At 68.2% G+C, this 22,260-nt stretch carries 23 protein-coding genes; 14 read left to right on the plus strand and 9 right to left on the minus strand.

Annotation, left to right across the window (positions count from 1 at the left end):
* The first annotated feature begins 10 nt into the window (after window positions 1-10).
* From AC1Q6V_RS17370 to gabD, 6 genes are all read left to right on the plus strand, one after another.
* A complete protein-coding gene (locus AC1Q6V_RS17370) occupies window positions 11-922 on the plus strand; it encodes a TauD/TfdA dioxygenase family protein (protein ID WP_010814518.1) in 912 nt (303 codons plus the stop codon).
* Window positions 923-957: 35 nt separating this feature from the next.
* A complete protein-coding gene (locus AC1Q6V_RS17375) occupies window positions 958-2,379 on the plus strand; it encodes an aldehyde dehydrogenase family protein (RefSeq protein ID WP_454750252.1) in 1,422 nt (473 codons plus the stop codon).
* Between the two features lie 194 nt (window positions 2,380-2,573).
* Window positions 2,574-3,809 carry an AI-2E family transporter gene (locus tag AC1Q6V_RS17380; protein ID WP_439671878.1) on the plus strand — a complete coding sequence of 412 codons (1,236 nt, stop codon included), beginning with the start codon at window positions 2,574-2,576 and terminating at the stop codon, window positions 3,807-3,809.
* Between the two features lie 108 nt (window positions 3,810-3,917).
* Window positions 3,918-4,133, plus strand: coding sequence for a hypothetical protein (locus tag AC1Q6V_RS17385; protein ID WP_010814521.1), 216 nt, complete (start codon window positions 3,918-3,920; stop codon window positions 4,131-4,133).
* Between the two features lie 96 nt (window positions 4,134-4,229).
* Window positions 4,230-4,433 carry a DUF3079 domain-containing protein gene (locus tag AC1Q6V_RS17390; protein WP_041688119.1) on the plus strand — a complete coding sequence of 68 codons (204 nt, stop codon included), beginning with the start codon at window positions 4,230-4,232 and terminating at the stop codon, window positions 4,431-4,433.
* A 72-nt stretch (window positions 4,434-4,505) separates the two neighbouring features.
* Window positions 4,506-5,954: an NADP-dependent succinate-semialdehyde dehydrogenase gene (gene gabD, locus AC1Q6V_RS17395; protein WP_058696805.1), complete on the plus strand. Its 1,449-nt coding sequence runs from the start codon at window positions 4,506-4,508 to the stop codon at window positions 5,952-5,954.
* A gap of 10 nt (window positions 5,955-5,964) precedes the next feature.
* Here gabD and AC1Q6V_RS17400 read toward each other — a convergent pair whose 3' ends face one another.
* From AC1Q6V_RS17400 to AC1Q6V_RS17410, 3 genes are read right to left on the minus strand one after another with little or no spacing between them, the layout of a single operon-like run.
* Complete coding sequence (locus AC1Q6V_RS17400; protein ID WP_439671880.1) at window positions 5,965-6,807, minus strand: hypothetical protein; 843 nt, start codon at window positions 6,805-6,807, stop codon at window positions 5,965-5,967.
* A gap of 22 nt (window positions 6,808-6,829) precedes the next feature.
* Window positions 6,830-7,183: a flagellar transcriptional regulator FlhD gene (gene flhD, locus AC1Q6V_RS17405; protein WP_439671881.1), complete on the minus strand. Its 354-nt coding sequence runs from the start codon at window positions 7,181-7,183 to the stop codon at window positions 6,830-6,832.
* A gap of 26 nt (window positions 7,184-7,209) precedes the next feature.
* Window positions 7,210-8,043, minus strand: a complete 834-nt coding sequence (locus AC1Q6V_RS17410) for a helix-turn-helix domain-containing protein (RefSeq protein ID WP_439671882.1) — start codon at window positions 8,041-8,043, stop codon at window positions 7,210-7,212.
* Between the two features lie 242 nt (window positions 8,044-8,285).
* Here AC1Q6V_RS17410 and AC1Q6V_RS17415 point away from each other — a divergent pair, with 242 nt between their 5' ends.
* Window positions 8,286-10,280, plus strand: a complete 1,995-nt coding sequence (locus tag AC1Q6V_RS17415; protein ID WP_454750251.1) for a PAS domain-containing hybrid sensor histidine kinase/response regulator — start codon at window positions 8,286-8,288, stop codon at window positions 10,278-10,280.
* A 109-nt stretch (window positions 10,281-10,389) separates the two neighbouring features.
* Entirely contained in the window at window positions 10,390-11,370 is a 981-nt protein-coding gene (locus tag AC1Q6V_RS17420; protein WP_010814528.1) for a Bug family tripartite tricarboxylate transporter substrate binding protein, read from the plus strand.
* Here AC1Q6V_RS17420 and AC1Q6V_RS17425 read toward each other — a convergent pair.
* Both AC1Q6V_RS17425 and AC1Q6V_RS17430 read right to left on the minus strand, forming a co-directional pair.
* Complete coding sequence (locus tag AC1Q6V_RS17425) at window positions 11,354-12,211, minus strand: IclR family transcriptional regulator (RefSeq protein WP_011617300.1); 858 nt, start codon at window positions 12,209-12,211, stop codon at window positions 11,354-11,356. The two genes, AC1Q6V_RS17420 and AC1Q6V_RS17425, sit on opposite strands and share 17 nt — an antisense overlap.
* Window positions 12,208-13,035, minus strand: coding sequence for an IclR family transcriptional regulator (locus tag AC1Q6V_RS17430; protein ID WP_010814530.1), 828 nt, complete (start codon window positions 13,033-13,035; stop codon window positions 12,208-12,210). The genes AC1Q6V_RS17425 and AC1Q6V_RS17430 overlap by 4 nt, the downstream gene beginning before the upstream one ends.
* Before the next feature lie 310 nt (window positions 13,036-13,345).
* On the opposite strand from AC1Q6V_RS17430, the gene AC1Q6V_RS17435 reads away from it, so the two are divergent.
* The 4 genes from AC1Q6V_RS17435 to AC1Q6V_RS17450 all read left to right on the plus strand — a co-directional run bounded on the left by AC1Q6V_RS17435 (window position 13,346) and on the right by AC1Q6V_RS17450 (window position 17,835).
* Window positions 13,346-14,305 (plus strand): MBL fold metallo-hydrolase, encoded by a 960-nt coding sequence (locus tag AC1Q6V_RS17435; protein ID WP_010814531.1) that lies wholly within the window; start codon window positions 13,346-13,348, stop codon window positions 14,303-14,305.
* Between the two features lie 49 nt (window positions 14,306-14,354).
* A complete protein-coding gene (locus tag AC1Q6V_RS17440; RefSeq protein ID WP_058696808.1) occupies window positions 14,355-16,079 on the plus strand; it encodes an FAD-dependent oxidoreductase in 1,725 nt (574 codons plus the stop codon).
* 31 nt (window positions 16,080-16,110) lie between these two features.
* Window positions 16,111-16,335 carry a DUF2783 domain-containing protein gene (locus AC1Q6V_RS17445; protein ID WP_010814533.1) on the plus strand — a complete coding sequence of 75 codons (225 nt, stop codon included), beginning with the start codon at window positions 16,111-16,113 and terminating at the stop codon, window positions 16,333-16,335.
* 141 nt (window positions 16,336-16,476) lie between these two features.
* Entirely contained in the window at window positions 16,477-17,835 is a 1,359-nt protein-coding gene (locus AC1Q6V_RS17450) for an MFS transporter (protein ID WP_010814534.1), read from the plus strand.
* A 55-nt stretch (window positions 17,836-17,890) separates the two neighbouring features.
* Here AC1Q6V_RS17450 and AC1Q6V_RS17455 read toward each other — a convergent pair whose 3' ends face one another.
* A complete protein-coding gene (locus tag AC1Q6V_RS17455) occupies window positions 17,891-18,199 on the minus strand; it encodes a hypothetical protein (RefSeq protein ID WP_010814535.1) in 309 nt (102 codons plus the stop codon).
* 174 nt (window positions 18,200-18,373) lie between these two features.
* On the opposite strand from AC1Q6V_RS17455, the gene AC1Q6V_RS17460 reads away from it, so the two are divergent.
* Together AC1Q6V_RS17460 and AC1Q6V_RS17465 are read left to right on the plus strand one after the other, a co-directional pair.
* Window positions 18,374-18,595 (plus strand): DUF2188 domain-containing protein, encoded by a 222-nt coding sequence (locus AC1Q6V_RS17460; RefSeq protein ID WP_010814536.1) that lies wholly within the window; start codon window positions 18,374-18,376, stop codon window positions 18,593-18,595.
* A gap of 65 nt (window positions 18,596-18,660) precedes the next feature.
* Window positions 18,661-20,040, plus strand: a complete 1,380-nt coding sequence (locus AC1Q6V_RS17465) for an erythromycin esterase family protein (RefSeq protein ID WP_010814537.1) — start codon at window positions 18,661-18,663, stop codon at window positions 20,038-20,040.
* 29 nt (window positions 20,041-20,069) lie between these two features.
* Here the strand turns inward: AC1Q6V_RS17465 and AC1Q6V_RS17470 are convergent, their stop codons facing one another.
* The 3 genes from AC1Q6V_RS17470 to AC1Q6V_RS17480 are packed head-to-tail and all read right to left on the minus strand — an operon-like array spanning window position 20,070 to window position 22,128.
* Window positions 20,070-20,342 (minus strand): BON domain-containing protein, encoded by a 273-nt coding sequence (locus tag AC1Q6V_RS17470; protein WP_010814538.1) that lies wholly within the window; start codon window positions 20,340-20,342, stop codon window positions 20,070-20,072.
* A 32-nt stretch (window positions 20,343-20,374) separates the two neighbouring features.
* Window positions 20,375-20,941 (minus strand): BON domain-containing protein, encoded by a 567-nt coding sequence (locus AC1Q6V_RS17475; protein ID WP_011617304.1) that lies wholly within the window; start codon window positions 20,939-20,941, stop codon window positions 20,375-20,377.
* Between the two features lie 44 nt (window positions 20,942-20,985).
* Window positions 20,986-22,128 carry a flavodoxin family protein gene (locus AC1Q6V_RS17480; RefSeq protein ID WP_010814540.1) on the minus strand — a complete coding sequence of 381 codons (1,143 nt, stop codon included), beginning with the start codon at window positions 22,126-22,128 and terminating at the stop codon, window positions 20,986-20,988.
* Between the last annotated feature and the right edge of the window lie 132 nt (window positions 22,129-22,260).

Genomic DNA, 22,260 nt, shown 5'->3' on the forward strand with positions numbered 1-22,260 from the left:
GAGACACCCCATGCAAGCCACTGCCGCAACCACCATCAGCCCGGAAGCCTACCGCGCGCTGGACAATGAAGCCTTTCCCTTTGCCGTGCGCCGCTGCACGCCGACGATCGGCGCCGATGTCGAAGGCATCGATTTCCGCGAGCCGCTGGACGACGACACCTATCTCTCACTGCGCCGCGCACTGCTGAAGTACAAGGTGCTGTTCTTCCGCAAGCAGGCAATCACGCCAGCCCAGCACGTGGCCGTGGCGCGCCGCTTCGGCGAGCTGGAAGTGCATCCGATGTTTACCAACCACCCGGAACATCCCGAATTGGTTGTATTCGGGCGCGATGGCACGACGCGCGGGCGCGAGAACCTTTACCACTCGGACGTTAGTTGGCGTGAGATCCCGTCGATGGGTTCGATGCTGCGCTGCGTGGAGTGCCCGGAGGTCGGCGGCGATACCATGTGGATCAATATGGCCGCGGCCTATGAAAACCTGCCGCAGGACATGAAGGCCCGCATCGCCAACCTGAAGGCCGTGCACGACGCCATGCCGACCTTCGGCTCGGCGCTGAACGAAGAAAAATACGCGGAGATGCGCGCCAAGTATCCGCCGATGGTGCACCCGGTGGTACGCACGCACCCGGAAACCGGCGAAAAGATCCTGTTCGTCAACGAAGCCTTCACCACGCATTTCGCCAACTTCGTCAAGGAAGCGCCATATCGCATCGGCTCCGACTACCGCCCGGCCGAACTGGACCTGCTGCAGTACCTGTACCGCCAGGCCGCCGCGCCAGAGTACCAGGTGCGCCTGCGCTGGCAGCCGGACACCATCGCGCTCTGGGACAACCGCTCCACGCAACACTACGCGGTGCAGGATTACTTCCCGGCCGTGCGCCATATGAACCGCGCCACCATCATCGGCGACCGCCCGGTCTGACCGTCCCCACCCAAAGACAATCCGAGGCAACCGGCATGAACATCGTCGACAAGTTCTATATCAATGGCAAGTGGGTGCAGCCCGCAGCGGGCGCGACCCAGGCCGACATCATCGATCCTGCCACCGAAGCGGTCGCGGGCACGCTCGCCATGGGCACCGCGGCGGACGTGGACCAGGCCGTGGGCGCGGCGCGCGCAGCCTTCCCGGCCTGGTCGGTGTCCACGCGTGAAACACGCATCGCCCTGCTTGAGCGCATCATCGCCGCCTACCAGGCGCGCATGGGCGACCTGGCGCAGGCGGTGCGCCAGGAGATCGGCGCACCGATCACGCTGGCCACCAATCTGCAGGCCGCGATCGGCCTGGCACAGCTGCAGGCAACGCTGCAGGCGCTGCGCGACTTCGAGTTCGAAACCACCCGCGGCAACAGCTGCATCCTGCGCGAGGCCATCGGCGTGGCGGCGCTGATCACGCCGTGGAACTGGCCGCTGAACCAGATCGCGGCCAAGGTGGCGCCGGCGCTGGCGGCGGGCTGCACCGTGGTGCTCAAGCCATCCGAGATCGCGCCGCTGGACGCCCGGATCTTCGCCGAGATCATGGATGCCGCGGGTACGCCGCCGGGTGTCTTCAACATGATCTATGGCGAGGGCCGCGCGGTGGGGGCCGCGCTGTCGTCGCATCGCGACGTCGACATGGTGTCGATCACCGGCTCGACCCGCGCCGGCGTGGAAGTGGCCATCAGCGCCGCGCCCACGGTCAAGCGCGTGGCGCAGGAGCTGGGCGGCAAGTCGCCGATGATCATCCTGGACGATGCCGACCTGCAGGCGGCGGTGACCAGCGGCGTGGCGCAGTGCACGGTCAACACCGGACAGACCTGCATCGCGCCGACGCGCATGCTGGTGCCGCGCTCGCGCTATGAGCAGGCCGTGCAGATTGCCGCCGCCGTCGCCAACGCGGTCAAGGTGGGCGACCCGTCCGACCCCGAAACCAAGATGGGCCCGATCTCCAACCGCGGCCAGTACGACAAGGTGCAGCGCCTCATCGGGGTGGGCATCGAGGAGGGCGCGCGCGTGGCCGCAGGCGGCCCCGGCCGCCCCGACGGGCTGCAGCGCGGCTTCTATGCGCGCCCGACCATCTTTGCCGACGTGCGCAATGACATGACCATCGCGCGCGAAGAGATCTTCGGGCCGGTGATATGCCTGCTGCCGTACGACTCAGAAGAAGAGGCGGTGGCAATCGCCAATGACACCGAGTTCGGCCTGGCCGCCTACATCGCGTCGGCCGACGCGGCGCGGGCACGCAAGCTGGCCGCCCGCCTGCGCGCCGGCAGCGTGCGCATCAACGGCGCGACAATGGACCTCACCGCACCGTTCGGCGGCTACAAGACGTCCGGCAACGGGCGTGAATACGGCCCCGAAGGCATTGCCGAGTTCCTTGAAACCAAGACGGTCACAGGTTGAGCCTGCGCGCTCCCGCCCGCAGTCACCGTACCGCCCGGTCGCGCAGCGCCATGCTGCCGGCCGGGCGGTGTCGCTTGTAAGGCGCCTCGCTGCCGCGCTTGTCTGACATGCGCAGGCGGCGGCGTCCGACAGCCGCAGCCTGCCGGCCAGCTATCTTCATAGCAGCGCCAGGCCTTTTGCCAGGGCGCCCGACTATGTCGACCATCCCCGATTCCGCGCCTTCTTCGCTGCCCCCTGCTTCGCCCGTTCCGTTGCCCGCCGACGGCAGCCCGCATGCCGGCGCCGACACCGAGGGCGCCGCCGGGTCCCGCACGATGGCGGAGATGGCTGACTCAGTCGTGCCGGCCGATGCCGTCGCCGCCTCGCTGCACCGTGCCAGCGTGGCACTGGTGGTGCTGGCGACGCTCTTTTCGCTGTACGCCGTGCATATCGCACGCGAATTCCTCATTCCGGTGGTGCTCGCGATCGTCCTGGCCTACCTGCTGGACCCGCTGGTCTGCGCGTTGCAGCGGCTGGGCCTGCCGCGCGCGCTGGCGGGCACCGTGGTGTTGCTGGCCGTGCTGAGCGCCCTGCTCAGCGGCGCCTACCTGCTGCAGGGGCAGGTGGAATCGATCGTCAACAGCCTGCCCGAGACGGCCAGCAAGCTGTCGCGCTCGGTCGGCGCGCTGATGAGCGGCGACGATTCCATGTGGCAGAAGGTACGTCGCGCCGCCACCGTCCTCAGCGGCACCGGCCAGCCCCCGCCCGCACGCGGCACGCAGGTGGTGGTGGAGCAAGCGCCCGCCCAGATCCACAACATGCTGCTGGCCGGCTCGGTCAGCATCTTCACCATGGCCGGACAGGCAGTGGTAGTGGTCTTCCTGCTGTACTTCCTGCTGCTGGCCGGCGATACCTTCAAGCGCAAGTTCATCAAGATGGTCGGGCATACCATTTCCGAGAAGAAGATCAGCGTGCACATGCTGGACGAGGTCAACCGCTCCATCCGCCGCTACATGGGCATGCTGCTGGTGACCAATACGGCCCTGGGCGCCTGTACCTGGCTGCTGCTCAAGTGGCTGGGCGTGCACAACGCCGGCAGCTGGGCAATCGCGGCCGCGGCGCTGCACCTGGTGCCCTACTTCGGCGCCCTGGCAATCGCGGTCTGCCTGGGGGTGGTGACCTTCATGCAGTTCGGCACGCTCGGCATGGCAGCCGCGGCAACGGTCGGATCGCTGCTGATCGCCACGCTGATCGGGTCGGTCGTCACCACCTGGATGACCGGCCGCATGGCGCGCATGAACGCGGTGGCCGTATTTGTTGCACTGCTCCTGTTCACCTGGCTCTGGGGCGTATGGGGCATGTTGCTCGCCATCCCGCTGATCACCATCGCCAAGGTGGTTGCCGATCACATTGAAGGGCTCGAAGTGGTGGCAGAGTTCCTTGGCGAATAGCCGCCCGCCATCGCCCAACGGCACTATCGATCCGCCGCTATACTGGAAAAGCGAATGCTGCACCACAGCATTCTTGCTACGCCGGGGATCGTGCGGAGGAAAACAATGATGTCTATTTGCGACCTGTGCGAGTCGCAGCTGGACCGGCCGGGCCACGTGCCGCCGCATCCCAGGCTGGTGATGTCGGCGACCTTGCGCACCGCCAGCGGCCAGAATGCGTTTGTGTACCGTTGCGCGCACTGCGGCCAGACACTGCTGCTGGCCTCGCCCGATGGCGAGGCGCCCGACCGCTGGACCCGGCTGGATGCCGACGGATGGGACTGAGCGGGATGGCTCCCGGCTGACTTGTGCTTGCGGTTGCGCAAATCGACGGCTTGCGGGTGTGGGCATAATCGTCTCAGCAGTTCCCAACCGCAAGCCATGGCCAAGAAATTCCCCCTTCATCCCCGCCACCCCGAGCGCATCTGCTGGGGCTGCGACAAGTACTGCTCCGTAGACGACATGGGCTGCGGCAACGGCTCCAGCCGCACGCAGCACCCGATTGAACTGCTCGGCGACGACTGGCTGGAGTACGGCGACTGGGGTATCGAAGCACCTGCCGGTCCGCCAGAGACCTCAACCTAGACCGCCGGATTACAATCGTTGTCTCAGGCTTCCACAAGACGTCCGGCACCGCCGGCATCCACCGAGACAACCATGCTGAACCTCCAGGACTCCTCGCTGCTGCGGCAGCAGTGCTATATCGACGGCCGCTGGGTCGACGGCGAGCGCCGCATCGACGTCACCAACCCGGCCACCGGCGAGCGCGTGGGACAGGTCCCGCAACTGGGCGCCGATGAAACCCGCCAGGCCATCGAAGCCGCCAACCGCGCGCTGCCGGCATGGCGCGCCCGCACCGCCAAGGAGCGCTCGGCGCTGCTGCGCAAATGGTTCGAACTGATCATGGCCAGCCAGGAAGATCTGGCGCGCATCATGACCGCCGAACAGGGCAAGCCGATCGCCGAAGCGCGCGGCGAAATCGCCTACGCGGCCTCGTTTATCGAATGGTTTGCCGAGGAAGGCAAGCGCGTCTATGGCGACACCATCCCGGCGCCGGTCAGCAACCAGCGCATAGTCGTGACCAAGGAGCCGGTGGGGGTATGCGCAGCCATCACGCCGTGGAACTTCCCCGCCGCCATGATCACGCGCAAGGCCGGCCCGGCCCTGGCGGTAGGTTGCACCATGGTGCTCAAGCCGGCATCGCAAACCCCGCTGACAGCGCTGGCGCTGGTGGCCCTGGCCGAGCGCGCGGGCATTCCGGCCGGGGTGTTGTCGGTGGTGACCGGCTCGGCCGGCGCCATCGGCGGCGAGATGAGCAGCAACCCGCTGGTGCGCAAGCTCACCTTCACCGGATCGACCGAGGTTGGCCGCGTGCTGATGGCCCAGACCGCGTCGACGATCAAGAAGGTGTCGATGGAGCTGGGCGGCAATGCGCCCTTTATCGTGTTCGACGATGCCGACCTGGACGCGGCGGTTGAAGGCGCGATCGTGTCCAAGTACCGCAATGCCGGGCAGACCTGCGTCTGCGCCAACCGCATCTACGTGCAGGCGGGCGTGTACGAGGCGTTTGCGCAGAAGCTGGTGGCGGCAGTAGCGGCCCTGAAGGTCGGCAACGGCATGGAAGATGGCGTGCGCATCGGCCCGCTGATCGACGACAAGGCCGTGGCCAAGGTGGAAGAGCATATCGCCGACGCGCTCGGCAAGGGCGCGCGCCTGCTGCAGGGCGGCCAGCGCCATGCGCTGGGGCATTCTTTCTTCCAGCCGACCGTACTGGCCGACGTCGGCGCCGGCATGCTGGTCGCGCGCGAGGAAACCTTCGGCCCGCTGGCACCGCTGTTCCGCTTCGAAACCGAGGATGACGTCGTCGCCATGGCCAACGACACCGAGTTTGGCCTCGCCAGCTACTTCTATGCCCGCGACCTGGGCCGGGTCTGGCGCGTCTCCGAACGCCTGGAATACGGCATGGTGGGCGTCAATACCGGCCTGATCTCCAACGAGGTGGCGCCGTTCGGCGGCGTCAAGCAGTCTGGCGTGGGCCGCGAGGGCTCGCACTACGGCATCGAGGATTACCTGGTCATCAAGTACACCTGCATGGCCGGCATCTGATTGCCGCGACTCAGTACGCCGTGTCCGCGCAAACGGCGTGCCGGGGCTCGGGGCAGCGCCCGCCGTGCCGGCAGGTGTCGCGAAAGCGCGCGATCCGGTCATGGACACGCTGCATCTGCTCCAGCTGATAGCTGGCGCGCGCAGCGCTGTAACTGGCGCCGAACTCATACAGGGCGCCATCCGCGGCGCGGGATAGTCCTTCCAATGCCTGCGCCAGCTCCCGCCCTTCCACGCTGCGGTGCCGCCGCAGGCGCCAGGACAAGGCCTCCTGGCCCTGCGCAAGCAGGCTCTGCTCAAGGTAGCCAAGCTGCTCGGCAACGGCCTGCGCGCCATGCAGCGCCGACAGGTAGGCGCACACCACCGCCAGGCGCTGGTTCATCTCCCCGCCGCGGCCCAGCAGTTCGCGGGCACAGGTGCGCAAGGTATCCGCGTCAAACGCCTTGACTTCGTCGGTGGCTTCCTGTGCATAGGCAGCCAGCGGCAGCACCGTGACTGCCAGGCCCGGCGGCAGCACGCTGGTGAAACGGCTGGCGATCGCGTGCTGCACGGTGCAGTCCAGTTCGCAGCAGGTCGGCACAGCGGCATCGACATAGAATTCCAGCGCCGGCGGCCGCCCGTGGTCCATCGACACCACGGCGCGCGCAGGCGGGTGCCCGGCCATCGCAAGCACCTCGAGGCCGGCCTCGACACAGCGCTGCTCATCGGGCTCCGCCCCCAGTGCCTGGACAATATCCTGCATCTGCAGCGTGCCAGAGAGTTCCATGCGGGTTGGCCCGGGCGGGTGGTCCCCCCTGCGGCCGCGGTCGAGCGCCATCCGCTTCCATTCGACTTGCGTCATCGCATTGCCCGTCATACAGCCTCCGATTTTGGTTCCACTACCCGCGCTGCGCGGCCATCACGATGGCCGCGTGCATGTTCTGCAGGGCATGCAGCGGCTCGGCGCCGGTCAGCGCGGCCACCAGCATGCTGTCTTCCAGCCTGAAACGGCACAGCACCAGGTTGGAGCGCGCCAGTGCCACCATCTGCTGCGGCTTGAGCGCGGCCAGCACACGGCCCACTTCGCGCTCGATGCCAAGCCGGAACAGGGCCTCGGGCTCGTTCTCGCGCATCAGCCGCTGCACCAGCAGCAGGTAGGAGAGGTTCAGGTCCGTGATTTCCCGCAGGCTCTCGCCGACCAGGTCGCTGGCCGTCTCTTCAGCCGCGGTGCCGGCCGGTGTTGCATGTTCCATTCGGTCCTCGCGCTGGCCGGGCTTGGTCATTCGGCTGCCACAGCCTGGCCACCGGCCGTGCGCGGTGCAAGCCGGTGGGCATCGTGCGGGCCGCGCCGGGGCACTTGCCGATCGCACGCAGGCGCGTGCGCGGAGATCATGGGGCGCTCGGCGATGGCCCGCAAGGCGGGCTTGTCGAGCAGCGAGATGGTGCGGTGCCTCACCCGGATCAGCCCGCAGTCCGCCAGCCGCGAGAACTGCCGGCTGACTGTTTCCAGCGTCAGGCCGATATAGCTGCCGATTTCCTCCCGGCTCATGCGCAGCACGAACTCCGAGGACGAGAAGCCGCGCGCCGCAAAGCCTTCAGCCATCCACAGCAGGAAGGTCACCAGCCGCTCTTCGGCGGTCATCAGCGCCAGCATGGTCTGCAGCGCGCGTGCGCGCTGCGCCTGTCCGCCGAGCGCCAGGAACAGCTGGTTGGCAAGCTCCGGCATGCCGGCGGCGGCGCCGCGCAGCGCGTCCATGCCGAGCATGCACAGCTTGGTGTCTTCCAGCGCGGTGGCGTAGGACGCATAGTGGGGATGCGCCAGGCTGTCCAGCCCGACCAGGTCGCCGGGGAAGTGGAAGCCGACCACTTGCGTGCGGCCGTCTTCCGTGGTCACGTGGGTCTTGACTGTGCCGACGCGGATTGCGTAGAGCGAGGTCACGGGGTCGCCCAGCAGGTACAGGCACTGGCCCTTGCGCAGGCGCACCGTGCGGTGGAAGCCCCGGGCGCCGCCCGGCAAGCCCCGTGCGCCTCCCAGGCAGAAGCGGGCCAGTTGGCAATCTGCGCTGCACGGCATGCCGTCGCACGGCAGGTGGCATTCGTCTAACTGTGTCATTGGCGCCTCTGGATGGAAGAGCTGAAAGCCCTTGTGCAACCATTCTATGGAGCCAGTTTCCCCAGACAATCCGCACATTCTGATTTGCAGTACAGAAGCTTCTGATCCGGACCTGCGCTGCCGGGGCCACCGGCATCCCCGGCCATTGGCCCTGCCAGGCTGCTGGCGGGGTATCCTTGCTACAAGACCAGCACCGGATGCGCTGGCGGGCCACGCCGGCAGGACGCCGTTCAGGACATGCCATGACAAGACCCCCCGAAGACCCGCAGCAACCCGCCGGAAGCGTACCTCGCCCCGACGCTGGCGAGCCATCGGGCGGGCGTTCGCAAGAGATCCGGGCCGACCTGCCCGATGTGCCTTACCAGACCCTGGTGGACTCCGTGCAGGACTACGCCATCTTCACGCTCGACGTTGGCGGCCATGTCTCCAGCTGGAACAAGGGCGCGGCGCGCATCAAGGGCTATGCCCGCGAGGAGATCCTGGGCAAGCATTTCTCGCAGTTCTACACGCCGGATGCGATCGCCCGAAGTTGGCCGCAAGCCGAACTGAAGGCTGCGGCCGAACAGGGCCGGTTCGAGGACGAGGGGTGGCGCGTGCGCAAGGACGGCAGCCGCTTCTGGGCCAATGTCGTCATCACCGCCCTGAAGGACGCCGAGGGCCGGCTGATCGGCTTCGCCAAGGTCACGCGGGACATGACCGAGCGGCGCCGCGCCGCCGAGGCCCTGCACCAGAGCGAAGAAACCCTGCGGCTGCTGGTGGAGGGGGTCAAGGATTACGCGATCTTCATGCTCGATCCCGGCGGCCATATCGTCAGCTGGAATTCCGGTGCCTCTTATATCAAGGGCTACCGCCGCGACGAGATCATCGGCCGTCATTTCTCGGTGTTCTATCCGCAGGAGGATGTTGCCGCTGGCAAGCCGTCACGGCACCTGGCACTGGCGCAGCGCGTCGGGCGCGTGGAAGACGAAGGCTGGCGCGTGCGCAAGGATGGGTCGCTGTTCTGGGCCAATGTCACCCTGACAGCGGTATACGACGAGTCACGCACGCTGCGCGGCTTTGCCAAGGTGACGCGGGACATGAGCGAGCGCCGCCGCCGCGAAGAGCTGGAACGCTCCAGCCAGCGCATGAATGAGTTCCTGGCCACCCTTTCGCATGAACTGCGCAATCCGCTGGCGCCGGTGCACAGCGCGCTCGCGGCGATGCGGCTGGCGCCGGAGGATGCGGTGCTGGCAAACCGGAGCCTGGCCATGATCGAGCGCCAGGTGACCCACCTGAGCCGGTTGGTGGACGACCTGCTCGACATCGGGCGCATCACCTCCGGCCGGATCGAGCTGCGCATGGAGCCGGTCGAGTTCAACGAGATCATCGCGCTCGGCGTCGAGGCAGCGCAGCCGGCGCTGGATGCCAAGTCGCAGTGCGTCGAAGTGCGGACCCATGCCGGCTCGATCCCAATGCGTGCCGACAAGACGCGGCTGGTGCAGGTCATGCAGAACCTGGTGCTCAATGCATCGAAATTCTCGCCGCCCGGCTCGTCGGTGACGATCGCCACCACCATCCAGAACCGCACACTGCAGGTCCAGGTAATGGACCAGGGCTGTGGCATCGGGCCCCAGGCCATCGACGAGATCTTCAACCTGTTCATGCAGGAAAGCCGTCCGGGCACCGACGTGCATGGCGGGCTGGGCATCGGCCTGTCACTGTGCCGGTCACTGGTTGAGCTGCATGGCGGCACCATCTCTGCCGCCAGTGCCGGGGCGGGACAAGGCAGCACCTTCACGCTGCGGCTGCCGCTGACGGCCTCGCACAAGGAGGACGCCCGGCCAGGAGCCGCACTGCCGGCCCAGGGTCCGGTCGCACCCGAGTTGCAGGCGCAGCGCATCCTGCTGGTCGACGACAACCGCGACGCCGCCGACAGCCTGGCCATGCTGCTCGAGATATGCGGCCACGAGGTGACCATTGCCTACGACGGCGCCGAGGCCCTGCATGTGGCGCCGCGCTGCCGCCCGCATATCGCGCTGATCGACCTGGCCATGCCCGGCATGGACGGCTTCGAAGTGGTGCGCGCCATGCGCCTCGTGGCCGGCACCGAGCTGACGCGCTTCGTGGCGCTGACCGGCTTCGCCCAGCCGGCGGACCGGCAGCGTACCGAGGCCGCCGGCTTCGACGCACACCTGGTCAAGCCGGTGGAGCTGGAAACGCTGTTCGGCACCATCGCCCGGCTGCGCCCGCCGGAATGACCCGTTCCGGCACCGAACCCGACCTTCGCCAATTCCAAACACGCGCCTGCCGGCGCTGCGACACACTGACGGCCATTCCATCGCAACAGATCACAGAAAGGAGACAGCGATGCAGGGTTGGATCAGGCGTGCAGCCGCGGGGCTGGTATTTGCGTTCGCGGCCACGGCCGCCGGTACCGCGCTGGCGGACTATCCCGACAAGCCGGTGCGGCTGGTGGTGCCCTTTCCGCCCGGCGGCGCCACCGACCTGCTGGCGCGCGAGATCGGCAACGCACTGTCGGCGCGGCTGCACCAGCCGGTGGTGATCGACAACCGGCCCGGCGCCGGCGGCAACCTGGCGGCCATCGCGGTGGCGCGGGCCCCGGCCGACGGCTATACGCTGCTGTTCGGCACCTTCGGCTCGCTGGCGGTCAACAAAAGCCTCTATGACAAGCCTGGCTACGATCCGCTGAAGGACTTCGCGCCGGTGGCTTCGGTCGCCTACCTGCCCAACGTGCTGGTGGTGCATCCCAGCGTGCCGGCGCGCACCGTGCAGGAGCTGCTGGCGCTGGCGCGCAAGGAGCCGGGCAAGCTGACCTATGGCTCGTTCGGCAACGGCTCGTCGTCGCACCTGGCGGGCGAGCTCTTTACCCACCTGGCGGCTGTCAATATCACGCACATTCCGTACAAGGGCAGCGCCGCGTCGATGACCGACCTGATCGGCGGGCGCATCACCATGATGTTCGACAGCGTCTCGACCGCGCTGCCGTATATCCGCGACAACCGCGTGCGCGCGCTGGCGGTGACCACGCAGAAACCCTCTGACCAGCTCCCAGGCGTGCCCACGCTGGCCGCCGCCGGCGTGCCCGGCTACGAGCTGACCGCGTGGTTTGGCGTGGCCGCGCCGGCCGGCACGCCCAAGGCAGTGATCGACCGCCTCAACGGCGAGATCGTGGCGGCGCTGAAGCAGCCTGACCTGGCCGCCAGGCTGGCCAGCCAGGGCACCGTGCCCTTCCCCGCCACGCCGGCGCAGTTCGGCAGCTATATCCGCGCGCAGTTCGAGAAGTGGGACAGCCTGATCAAGTCGGCCAACATCAAGCTGGACAACTGATAGCCTGAGCCCAGGCCGTGTCCGGCGCGCCGAAGCGCCACGACAGCCGGCGCGCCGCCTGCCGCACCAGCGCGGCAGTGGCGCCCGCGGTGCTGCTGTCAAAGCTGCCGCTCGAGCCCATCACGGCGATCACCAGCGCCAGGCTGCCGGTGTGGTCGAATACCGGGGCCGCCAGCGTGTCGATGCCCGGCACCGGGTGGCTCAGCGCATTGTCGAGCCGGGCCGCGCGCACCTGCGCCAGGCGCCCGGCGTAGGCCGGCGCCAGCTTGCCGCCGGGTTCAAGCACTTCGGCCGCGGCGGCGCCGGCCATGCGCAAATCGTCCTTTTCCAGCAAGCCCGCCAGCACGTTGGCTGGCAGGTACGCAGCGGCGGTGCGGCCAATCGCGGTATGGACCAGCGACAGCACCGTGCCCACGCGCAGGCTTACGTGCTGGGGCCGCGCCGATTCCTCCAGGCGGACCACCGTGGGCCCCAGCGGCCCCAGCACTGCCATGGCCACGCTCAGGCCGGTGGCGCCGGCCAGCTCGATCACCTCCGGTTCCGCCTCACGCGTCGGCGACAGCCGCTGCAGCGCGATCAGCCCCAGTTCCAGTCCCAGCGGTCCGCACAGGTAGTTGCCCGCGGCATCGCGCGCCAGCAGGCCGGTCTTCTGCAGGCTGACCAGATGCGGGAACGCCTTGGCCGGCGGCATGCCCGCGGCCAGCGCCAGGTCGCGCAGCGCCAGCGGCCGGCCGGCAGCCACCAGCGCCACCAGCAGCTGGCCGGTGCTGTCCAGCGACTGGATGCCGCGCTGCGGCTTGCCGCCTTCCAGGTCTTGCTGGGCTTCGGTCGCGCTGCTCATGCCAGGCGCCCCTCTTCATCGCGCAGCGCGGCGCCGATGTCCGCCGCCGCGGCCAGCAGGGCCTGCGCCGCAGCGCCGCGCCAGTCCACCTCGATGGCACCGGTCGATCCCACCAGCGTCAGCACCAGCCGCAGCACGCCAGCGGCGTCCAGCACCGGCACGCTGAGGCTGCTGACAGCCGGGCTGGGCGTGTCGATGCTGCGCTCGATGCCGCGCGCTCGGATTTCTCCCAGGCTGGCGCTGAAGGCGGCCAGGTCGGACTCGGCCGCGCCCGGCTGCTGTGCGCGCCACAGCGGCTGCCACAGTGCCGGCGGCTGGAAGGCACAGAACACGCGCCCGGTGGCCGTGGCGGCCAGTGCCATCACCGTGCCCACGTGCAGGTTGACATGCAGCGGCGCGCTGGCCGGCACATAGCGCACGATGGTCGGGCCCTGCGGCCCGGCAATGCTGATTGCCACGCTGAATCCGGACGCCTGCGCCAGCGCATCCACCCGGGGCTGCGCGGCGCGCCAGGCGGCGTCCTGCTCCAGGTGCAGCATGCCCAGCTGCAGCGACAGCGGCCCGGGCTCGTAGCGGCCGGAGAGGTGGTCGCGCTTGATCAGGCCCAGCCGCGTCAGGCTGACCAGGTAGGCATGCGCCTGGGCCGGCGCCAGCTGCGCCGCCTCGGCCAGCGCGGCCAGCGGCATTGGCGCGCGCGCGACCGCCAGCGCCACCAGCAGGCGCCCGCCCACCTCCACGCTCTGGATGCCGCGCTGCGCCTTGTCGGCACGCGCAGCGGGCTCGTCCGCCTGCGTTCCTGCTTCCCCAGCCTTGCGCCTGGCCATTGCCATCCTGTGTGATCGGAAAACCCGGATATTAATCGAACGCCTCCCGTTGCCGTGCGCACGGGGGTTTACCCGAACTAACTCCACCTGCCTCCGATGGCGTTCGCGGCATGCCTCAATTATTTGTCATAGGCTAATCATTTCGCTATTGATTAATTTTTTAACGTTTCCTAAGATTGCACTACCCCGTCCGAACACGGCGACCCACGCCGTCAGACATCCATAGAAACGGGGCGAGACAGCCCGCGGCCAGCGCAACGCAGCCATCGTGCCGGTGCCGTCTCGCCTCCCCACACAAAGGAAAGACGCCATGTCCAAGGCATTCGCATCGCAGGCCGACCTGGAAGCCAAGCAGGTCACCTTCACCCAACTGTCAGAGAACGCCTGGGCCTACACCGCCGAAGGCGATCCCAATTCGGGCGTGGTCATCGGCGACGACGGCGTACTGATCGTCGACACCACCGCCACGCCGGCCATGGCGCAGGACCTGATCGCCCGCATCCGCACCATCACCGACAAGCCCATCAAGTACGTGGTGCTGTCGCACTACCACGCGGTGCGCGTGCTGGGCGCGTCGGCCTACTTCGCCGAAGGCGCGCAGCAGGTCATCGCCAGCCGCGGCACCTACGAGATGATCGTCGAGCGCGGCGAGGCCGACATGAAGTCCGAGATCGAGCGCTTCCCGCGCCTGTTCGCCGGCGTCGAGACCGTGCCCGGCCTGACCTGGCCGACGCTGGTGTTCGAGAAGGAAATCACGCTGTTCCTGGGCAAGCTGGAAGTGCGCATCGCCCACCTGGGCTCGGGCCATACCAAGGGCGACACCGTGGTCTGGCTGCCGCAGCAGAAGGTGCTGTTCTCCGGCGACCTGGTCGAGTACGACGCCGCCTGCTACTGCGGCGACGCCCAGCTGGAAGACTGGCCGGCCACGCTGGACGCGCTGCAGGCACTCAAGCCGGAAAAGCTGGTGCCCGGCCGCGGCCCCGCGCTGACCACGCCGGAGGAAGTGGACAAGGGTATCGCCTACACCAAGGACTTCGTCACCACGCTGTTCCAGGCCGGCAAGGAAGCCGTGGCCGAGAAGCTCGACCTGAAGGCCGCGATGGCGCACACCCGGCGCGCGATGGACCCCAAGTTTGGCCAGGTCTTTATCTACGAGCACTGCCTGCCCTTCGACGTCTCGCGCGCCTATGACGAGGCCAGCGGCGTCCGCCACCCGCGCATCTGGACGGCCCAGCGCGACAAGGAAATGTGGGCCGCACTGCAGGACTGACCTCCAAAAAGAATAAGTCGGGCAACAAGCTATGGATGGAGACACAGGCATGAGCAGCATCGATTACCAGCGGCTGTCGTTCGAGTACCAGCCCTGCGCCGAGCAACAGAAAGGGGCCGATCCGGCCGTCCACCCGGTCGTCGTGGTCGGCGCCGGGCCGGTCGGCCTGGCCACCGCCATCGACCTGGCGCAGCGCGGCGTGGCCGTGGTGCTGGTGGATGACGACTGCACGCTGTCCACCGGATCGCGAGCAATCTGTTTTTCCAAGCGCACGCTGGATATCTTCGACCGGCTTGGCTGCGGCGAGCGCATGGTCGACAAGGGCGTGCGCTGGCACGTCGGCAAGGTGTTCCTGCGCGACCAGCAGGTCTACAGCTTCGACCTGCTGCCCGAGAGCGGCCACCGCCGCCCTGCCTTCATCAACCTGCAGCAGTACTACCTCGAAGGCTACCTGCTGGAGCGCGCGCAGGCGCTGCCCAATATCGAGATCCGCTGGCGCAACAAGGTGGTCGGGCTGGAACAGCGCGGCACGTCCGAGGACGGCGTGATACTGACCATCGAGACGCCTGACGGCAGCTACCCGCTGGCGGCGCGCTACGTGGTGGCCGCCGACGGTTCGCGCAGCCCGATGCGCAAGCTGCTGGGCCTGGACAGCAAGGGCCGCACCTTCCGCGACCGCTTCCTGATTGCCGACGTGAAGATGGAAGCGGATTTCCCGAGCGAGCGCTGGTTCTGGTTCGACCCGCCCTTCCACCCGAACCAGTCGGTGCTGCTGCACCGCCAGCCGGACAACGTCTGGCGCATCGACTTCCAGCTCGGCTGGGACGCCGACCCGGAGCTGGAGAAAACGCCGGAGCGCGTGATCCCGCGGGTGCAGGCGCTGCTGGGCAAGGACGTGAAGTTCGAGCTGGAATGGGTCAGCGTCTATACGTTCTCCTGCCTTCGCATGGACAGCTTCCGCCACGGCAATATCCTGTTCGCCGGCGATGCCGCGCATGGCGTGTCGCCGTTCGGCGCGCGTGGCGCCAACAGCGGCATCCAGGACGCCGAGAACCTGGCCTGGAAGCTGGCCTATGTGCTGCAGGGCCATGCCTGCGACAAGCTGCTGGACACCTACGCCAGCGAGCGCGAATACGCCGCCGACGAGAACCTGCGCAACTCCACACGTTCCACCGACTTCATCACGCCCAAGAGCGCGGTCAGCCGCGTGTTCCGCGATGCGGTGCTGACCCTGTCCAGGCGCCATGCGTTTGCGCGCACCCTGGTCAACAGCGGGCGGCTGTCGGTGCCCGCGGTGCTGCAGGATTCGCCGCTGAACACCGCTGACGATGCCCAGGACTATGCCTGCAAGCTGGTGCCTGGCGCGGTCTGCTGCGACGCGCCGGTATCCGGCGCGCAGGGCGCGGGCTGGCTGCTGTCGCACCTGGGCGGGGACTTCACGGTGCTGGTGTTCGGCAGCCCTGACACCATCGATGCAGCCACGCTCGCCGGCCTCGCCGCGCTGAAAGACAGCGGCGTGCCGCTGCGGCTGGTCTACGTGACCGACGCCGCGCAGCCGGCGGTGACCTGCACCAATGCCACCGTGCTGCGCGACGACGAGGGCCTGGCCGCCGCGCGCTACGGTGCCACGCCCGGCACCTGCTACCTGGTCCGCCCGGACCAGCATGTCTGCGCCCGCTGGCACCACCCCGACCCGGCCGCGATCCGCGCCGCGCTGGCGCGTGCCACCGGTGCCGACCTGCGCGCCCCGCAGCCCGGCCGCATGGCCGCCTGAGACCGGCCAGACCTGCACCGCGGAGACTCCCATGCCCAATACGCTCAACACCCAACCCAACCTGGCGCGGCCCGACGACTTCTACGAAGCGCTGATCGAGATGCACCGCGACCTCGACGAGGCAAAAAGCCAGGCCGCCAATGCGCAGCTGATCCTGCTGCTAGCCAACCATATCGGCGACCACGATGTGCTCCTGGCCGCCATGGCCGCCGCGCGCGAAGGCGTGACCGAAATGCCGGCCACCACGCCAGCCTGACCTGACACAGGCGCGGTACCGCCGCGCCTGTCCTGTTCTTTTCCCGGCACCATCGCGGGCCAACGCGCGCAAGACGCTGCCCACTGGCGGAACCCTCCGGCTGCCCGCCGCCGCAGCCACCACCGTACGGAGACAACGTTCATGAGCCATCCGGTCTCAGGGGATCTTTCGTCCCTATCCAGCCTGACGTCCCCCACCCTGCCTCCCGCAGCACTGGCTGCGCACGATGAGGATGCGCTCTACCGCAAGGTCTGGCTGCGCATCATCCCGTTCCTGTTCGTCTGCTACGTGGTGTCGTTCCTGGACCGCATCAACATCGGCTTCGCCCAGTTGCAGATGAAGCAGGACCTGGGCTTCAGCGACGCCATGTACGGCCTGGGCGCCGCGGTCTTCTACGTCGGCTACGTGCTGTGCGAAGTGCCCAGCAACATGCTGCTGGCGCGCTTTGGCGCACGGCGCACGTTCACGCGCATCATGGTGCTGTGGGGCCTGGCCTCGGTGGCGATGATGGGCGTCTCCACCCCGGCGCAGTTCTATACGCTGCGCTTCCTGCTGGGCGTGTTCGAAGCCGGCTTCTTCCCCGGCATCGTGCTCTACCTGACCTACTGGTTCCCGGCGCGCCGCCGCGCCGCGGTGATGGCGATCTTCTTTGCCGGCGTGGCGGTGGCGGGTGTGCTGGGCGGGCTGGTGTCCGGCTGGATCATGCGCGACATGGCCGGCGTGCTCGGGCTGCAGGGCTGGAAGTGGATGTTTGCGATCGAGGGCGCGCCCGCGGTGCTGCTGGGCCTGCTGGCCGCGCGCTGCCTGGTTGATGGCCCGCAGCAGGCCAGCTGGCTGACCGACGGCGAACGTGCCCACCTGGCGCGCGACACCGCCGCGCAAGCACATGCCGGCGGCCATTCGCTGCACGCGTTGCGGCAGGTTCTGCGCAACCCGCGCGTGTACCTGTTCGCGTTTATCTATTTTTCGCTGACCTGTGGTTCGCTGGCGCTGAGCTTCTGGATGCCGCTGATGATCCGCGACTTCGGCATCACCGACGTGATGTCGGTCAGCCTGTATTCGGTGGTACCCAATGCCGTGGGCGCGGTCGGCCTGCTCCTGATCGCGCGCCACTCCGACCGCACCGGCGAGCGCCACCGCCACTTCCTGCTGTGCACGGCAGGCGGCGCGCTGGCCCTGGCGGCGCTGACCCTGCACCTGCCCAGCCTGGCGCTGATGCTGGCCATCCTGTCGGTGGCCGCGGTGCTGATCTTTGCCGCGCTGCCGGTGTTCTGGTCGCTGCCGCCCAGCTACCTGCCGGGCGCGGGCACGGCCGCCGGCATCGCCTTCATCAGCAGCATCGGCATCACCAGCGGCATCGTCAGCCCGTGGGTGATTGGACAGATCAAGACCCGGACCGGCAGCCTGGACCATGCCCTCTACCTGCTGGCGGCGCTGCTGCTGGCCAGCGGACTGGCCATGTGGCTGGGTGTGCCAAGGCAGCCCGCGCGGCCGGCCTGAACCGGGCCGCAGGCGTCTTCAAAACCGGAATGTCCGCACCCGCGGGGTGCAGCGTTCAGTGGGATCGGCCGCAGGGGATGACGGAGGCGATTTCCTCGCGCATCACCTCGACAACGTCGTCGATCTCCAGCCCTTCGGCGGTGACCAGCACGTCCTGTCCGCGGCCGATCGCGTAGACCACGCCGCGCCAGCGGCCGGGCTCGACGGCCTCGCACAGGCGGATATTGAATTCGGTGTCCTGATCCTGGCTATACACCGTCACCAGGTCGCCCACCTGGGGAGTGCGCACCGCTTCTCCGTCGAACGCCCGGGCCACCACGGTCACCGGCGACTGCGTCAGCCCCCTGGCAAATCTTGCACGCATGGTCCGCTCCTCTTTTTGCGATCCAAGTCCAGCTTACAAGAGGCCCGACAAATAACCAGGGATTTCCATCGAAAAGTGGAACCCGGTGCCCTTTGCGGCTGTCAGACGGCGCCGGATAGACAGCGCGCGCAGATGCGCCACAAATGAAAGCACCGATCATCGAGGAGACCCGACATGGGCAGCAACATACACGTCGTACCGCACGACGAAGGCTGGGATGTGATCCACGAGGGTGCGCGCTATGCGGAATCGCACCACGCCACCCAGGAAGAAGCGGTTGCGGCCGGCACCACGAAGGCGCAAAGCGAGCACGTCGAGTTGCTGATCCACGGCCGCGACGGGCAGATCCGCTCGCGCAGCAGCTTCGGCCACGATCCGCGCACCATTCCGGGCTGATCGCCGGCCACTCGTCAGGCCCCGCTGAAGACTCCGGCGCTGCTAATCCCGGATACCGATGCGAGATGCCACACCACCGGGCTGACCCCCGCGCCGCCGCCGCGATTGCGGCCGCGGCGGTTCCATTGCCGCCCATCGACGACCCGGCGGCAAGCCCGTTCCGCGGTCCGTTTGCCAATGCCACCGGCGTGCTGGCCGATTTGCTGGCCCGACACCGCGTGGTGCTCCTGGGCGAAAGTACGCACGGCACCGCCGAGTTCTATCATGCCCGCGCTGCCCTGACAGCGCACCTGGTGGCCCGGCACGGCTTCCGCATCATCGCGGTCGAGGCAGACTGGCCAGATGCCGCGGCAGTCGACCGCCACGTGCGCGGCCGCCCGCCACAGCCGGCCGAATCGCCCGGCGCAGCCTTTACACGCTTCCCGGTCTGGATGTGGCGCAACCTGGAGGTGGCGCGCTTTATCCGCTGGCTGCACACGCACAATGAAACCCTGGCGCCTGCGCAGCGCACTGGATTCTTCGGCCTCGATATCTACAGCCTGCGCGCTTCCATGGCTGCAGTGCTGGCCTACCTGGAGGGCGTAGATCCACAGGCCGCCCGAGCGGCGCGCGAGCGCTATGGCTGCCTGGAACCGTGGGGCCGGGATCCGGCGCGCTATGGGCGTGCCGTGCTGCACGGCACGCATGCCGACTGCGAGGATGCCGTCGTCGCACAGCTGCAGGCGCTGCTGGACAAACGGCTGGCCTATGCCCGGGCGGGTCACGAGGACTTTCTCGATGCCGCGCAGAACGCGCGCCTGGTCGCTTCAGCCGAGCGCTACTACCGCGTGATGTATCACGGCAGCGACGACAGCTGGAACCTGCGCGACACACATATGTTTGAAACCCTGGCGCATCTGCTGCAGGCGCATGGCCCGCAAGCGCGCGCGGTGGTATGGGCGCACAACTCGCATATCGGGGATGCTTCGCAGACCGAGATGGGCGCCAGCCAGGGGCAGCTGAGTATCGGCCAGCTGTGCCGCGAGTCCTTCGGCGACGACGCCGCGCTGGTTGGCTTGAGCACTTACGACGGCACCGTCGCCGCGGCGACATCGTGGGACGGCCCGATGGAAATCAAGCAAGTGCGCCCTGCCCGTGCCGACAGCTACGAGCATCTGTTCCATGCGGCCGGCCATGCGCAAGCCTGGATCGACCTGCGCGGTCCGTCCGGCGGCGCCAACGGCGGCGTGCAGGCCGAAGTGCGTCAGCTGCTGATGCCGGCACGGCAAGAGCGCTTTATCGGGGTGATCTACCGCCCCGAGACCGAACTGCAGAGCCACTATGCGCGCGCCACGCTGCCGCGGCAATTCGATCTGCTGTTGTGGTTCGACCGTACGCGCGCGGTTCCGGCGCTGCCGGCGGAGCCCGCGCCGGGCGCGCCGGAGACCTGGCCTTACGGGCTCTGAAGTGGCCGCCTTGTCGCTTGCACGGACGCTCATCCGCCGGTGCGGTCCGGCGCAACCTGGATGCGATTGACGATCTCGCGCACACCGTCACAGCCGCGGACGCAGGCTTCGACTGCATCGCAGTCGGCCTGCGCGCCGATCGCGCCGCGCAGCGTCACGCGGCCTTGCGCCACGTCCACGGCAACCTCGCTCACGTCGAGGCCGGCGTCCCACAGGCGCGAGCACAGGGCCGCCTGCAGCGCCATATCCGCTGCCGTCGCGGCATTGCCACGGTGATTGGCTGGGTTCGGGGAACCGGTCATGCGCGCACTCTCCCGTCCGTGGGAACAACGCCTCAGTAGGTACGCATGCCGTGGCCCGGATGCGCTTGCGCTGCGCCAGTGCGCGCCACGTGCAAGTGGTTGACCAGATCCTTCACGCCGAAAACCTCGTCGGCAATATCCTCGATCCGGTACTTCTGCAGCCGGTCCGGCACACTGCCCTCCAGCGTCACCACGCCCTGCTCGACCCGGACTTCGACATCGTTGAGGTCCAGCCGCGCGCTGCGCGAGAGCTGCTCGCACAGGTCTTCGAGAATGCGCTCGTCCGTGCGCTGGTAATTGCGCGGCCCCACCGGACGCGCCCGCTGCGGCCCGCCCCGGTAGAGATCCATGCGCTCGTTGTAGCCGGTGAACTGGCGGTAAGGATCGGTCTGGCCCCGGGCGCGCGGCGCCGGCGCGTCCGGCGGCAAGCGCTCCGGCCGCCATTCCCACGCCCCGCGGCGCCCGCCAGACTCGTCCGGGTCCACCGGCTCGTCATAGTCGTAGACCCCGTAGGCGCCCACGTAGTGACTGCGCATATCGGCTTCAGGCACCGCGCTCTCGTGCCATGGCTGGCCGCGCCAGTTGTCTCTGCGATCCATCGTCGTCTCCGCTTGCCCCGATTCGTCAGTCAGTCAGCGTGCCGCTACTTCTGCCGCGGCGGCACCAGCCCGCGGTCCGGCGCGCGCAGTTCGCCCTTGCGCAACTGCCGCACCGCGCACGCCAGCGCGCGCGCCACGTTGTCCACTTCGCCCTGCACGCCAGTGTCTTGGTCCAGTGCCACGTGGCTGGTGGCATAGGGCTCGTAGTAGCCGATATACCGGTCCAGCCGCGCCTGCGGGCCCGCGTCGATCAGGCCCATCCAGTCGAGCCAGTCGGCCAGCGCGCGGCGCACGCCCTCGGTGCCGGCCACGTCGCCGTGCACCACCAGCCCGTAGGCGCGCCCGGACAGATGCTTGGGATAGTCCCAGCCGGACAGCTCCATCGCCTTGGCGCGCACCACGTCCTTGCCATGCGTGGTGGTGGGGTCGGGATTGCCGCCGTCGGCGCAGACCAGCCGGTCCATCATCAGCTTCAGCGGGCTGGCGGCCTGGTACCAGTACACCGGCGTCACGATCAGCACGCCGTGGCAGGCCGCCCAGCGCGGATAGATTTCGTTCATCCAGTCGTTGACCTGGCCCAGCGCATGGTTGGGATAGCAGCTGCACGGCCAGTGGCACAACGGCATTGCGGTCGACACGCACGCCTTGCACGGATGGATGCGCAGGTCGGCATCTGAAGCGAGGTGGCTCAGGTCGAGCAGGTCGACCTCGATGCCGTCCGCCTCCAGCCGTTCCCGTGCGCGCCCGGCCAGGCGCCAGGATTTCGACACCTCGCCCGGGCAGGTGTAGTCGTTGCGCGCCGCGGCGCACACCAGCAACACGCGCGACGGTGTGGCGGGATCTGCCTGGCGCTGCTGTGCGCTGCGCACGGCCTCGCTGGCGGCGCGCCACTCGTCGGAGAGCTCGTAGTCCGGATCGGCATAGCCTGGCCCGGCCTTATGCGTGCGGGGTGCCTTGCGGCCTTCCTGATAGGCATCCCAGGCAATGTGTTCGAGGCGGTCCAGCGCCTCATCCTCCTGCCGGTATGCGGGATCCGCGAAGCGCGCAAGAAAGCGCTGGCGGAACGTGTCGCGCGCCAGGGGAGTGGTCACCTGGCCCTTGCGCACATCCTCCGGGTTGCCGGGATGGCGCGGCGCACGCGGCGCATCCTGCGATGGCCGGGCTGGCTTGGGCGGGTGCTCGGGCATGACGGTCTCCGTACGGGATGCATGTCCCGCAGACATGCAAGATGAGCGCCATCCCCCGCGGGCATGCATTGCGCGCCGCGCCCTGCGTGGCGGCCGGCCGCGCGTGCAATTCGTTCGTTGCCTTGTAAGAAA

The organism is Cupriavidus sp. GW823-FHT07B10, assembly GCF_058794355.1.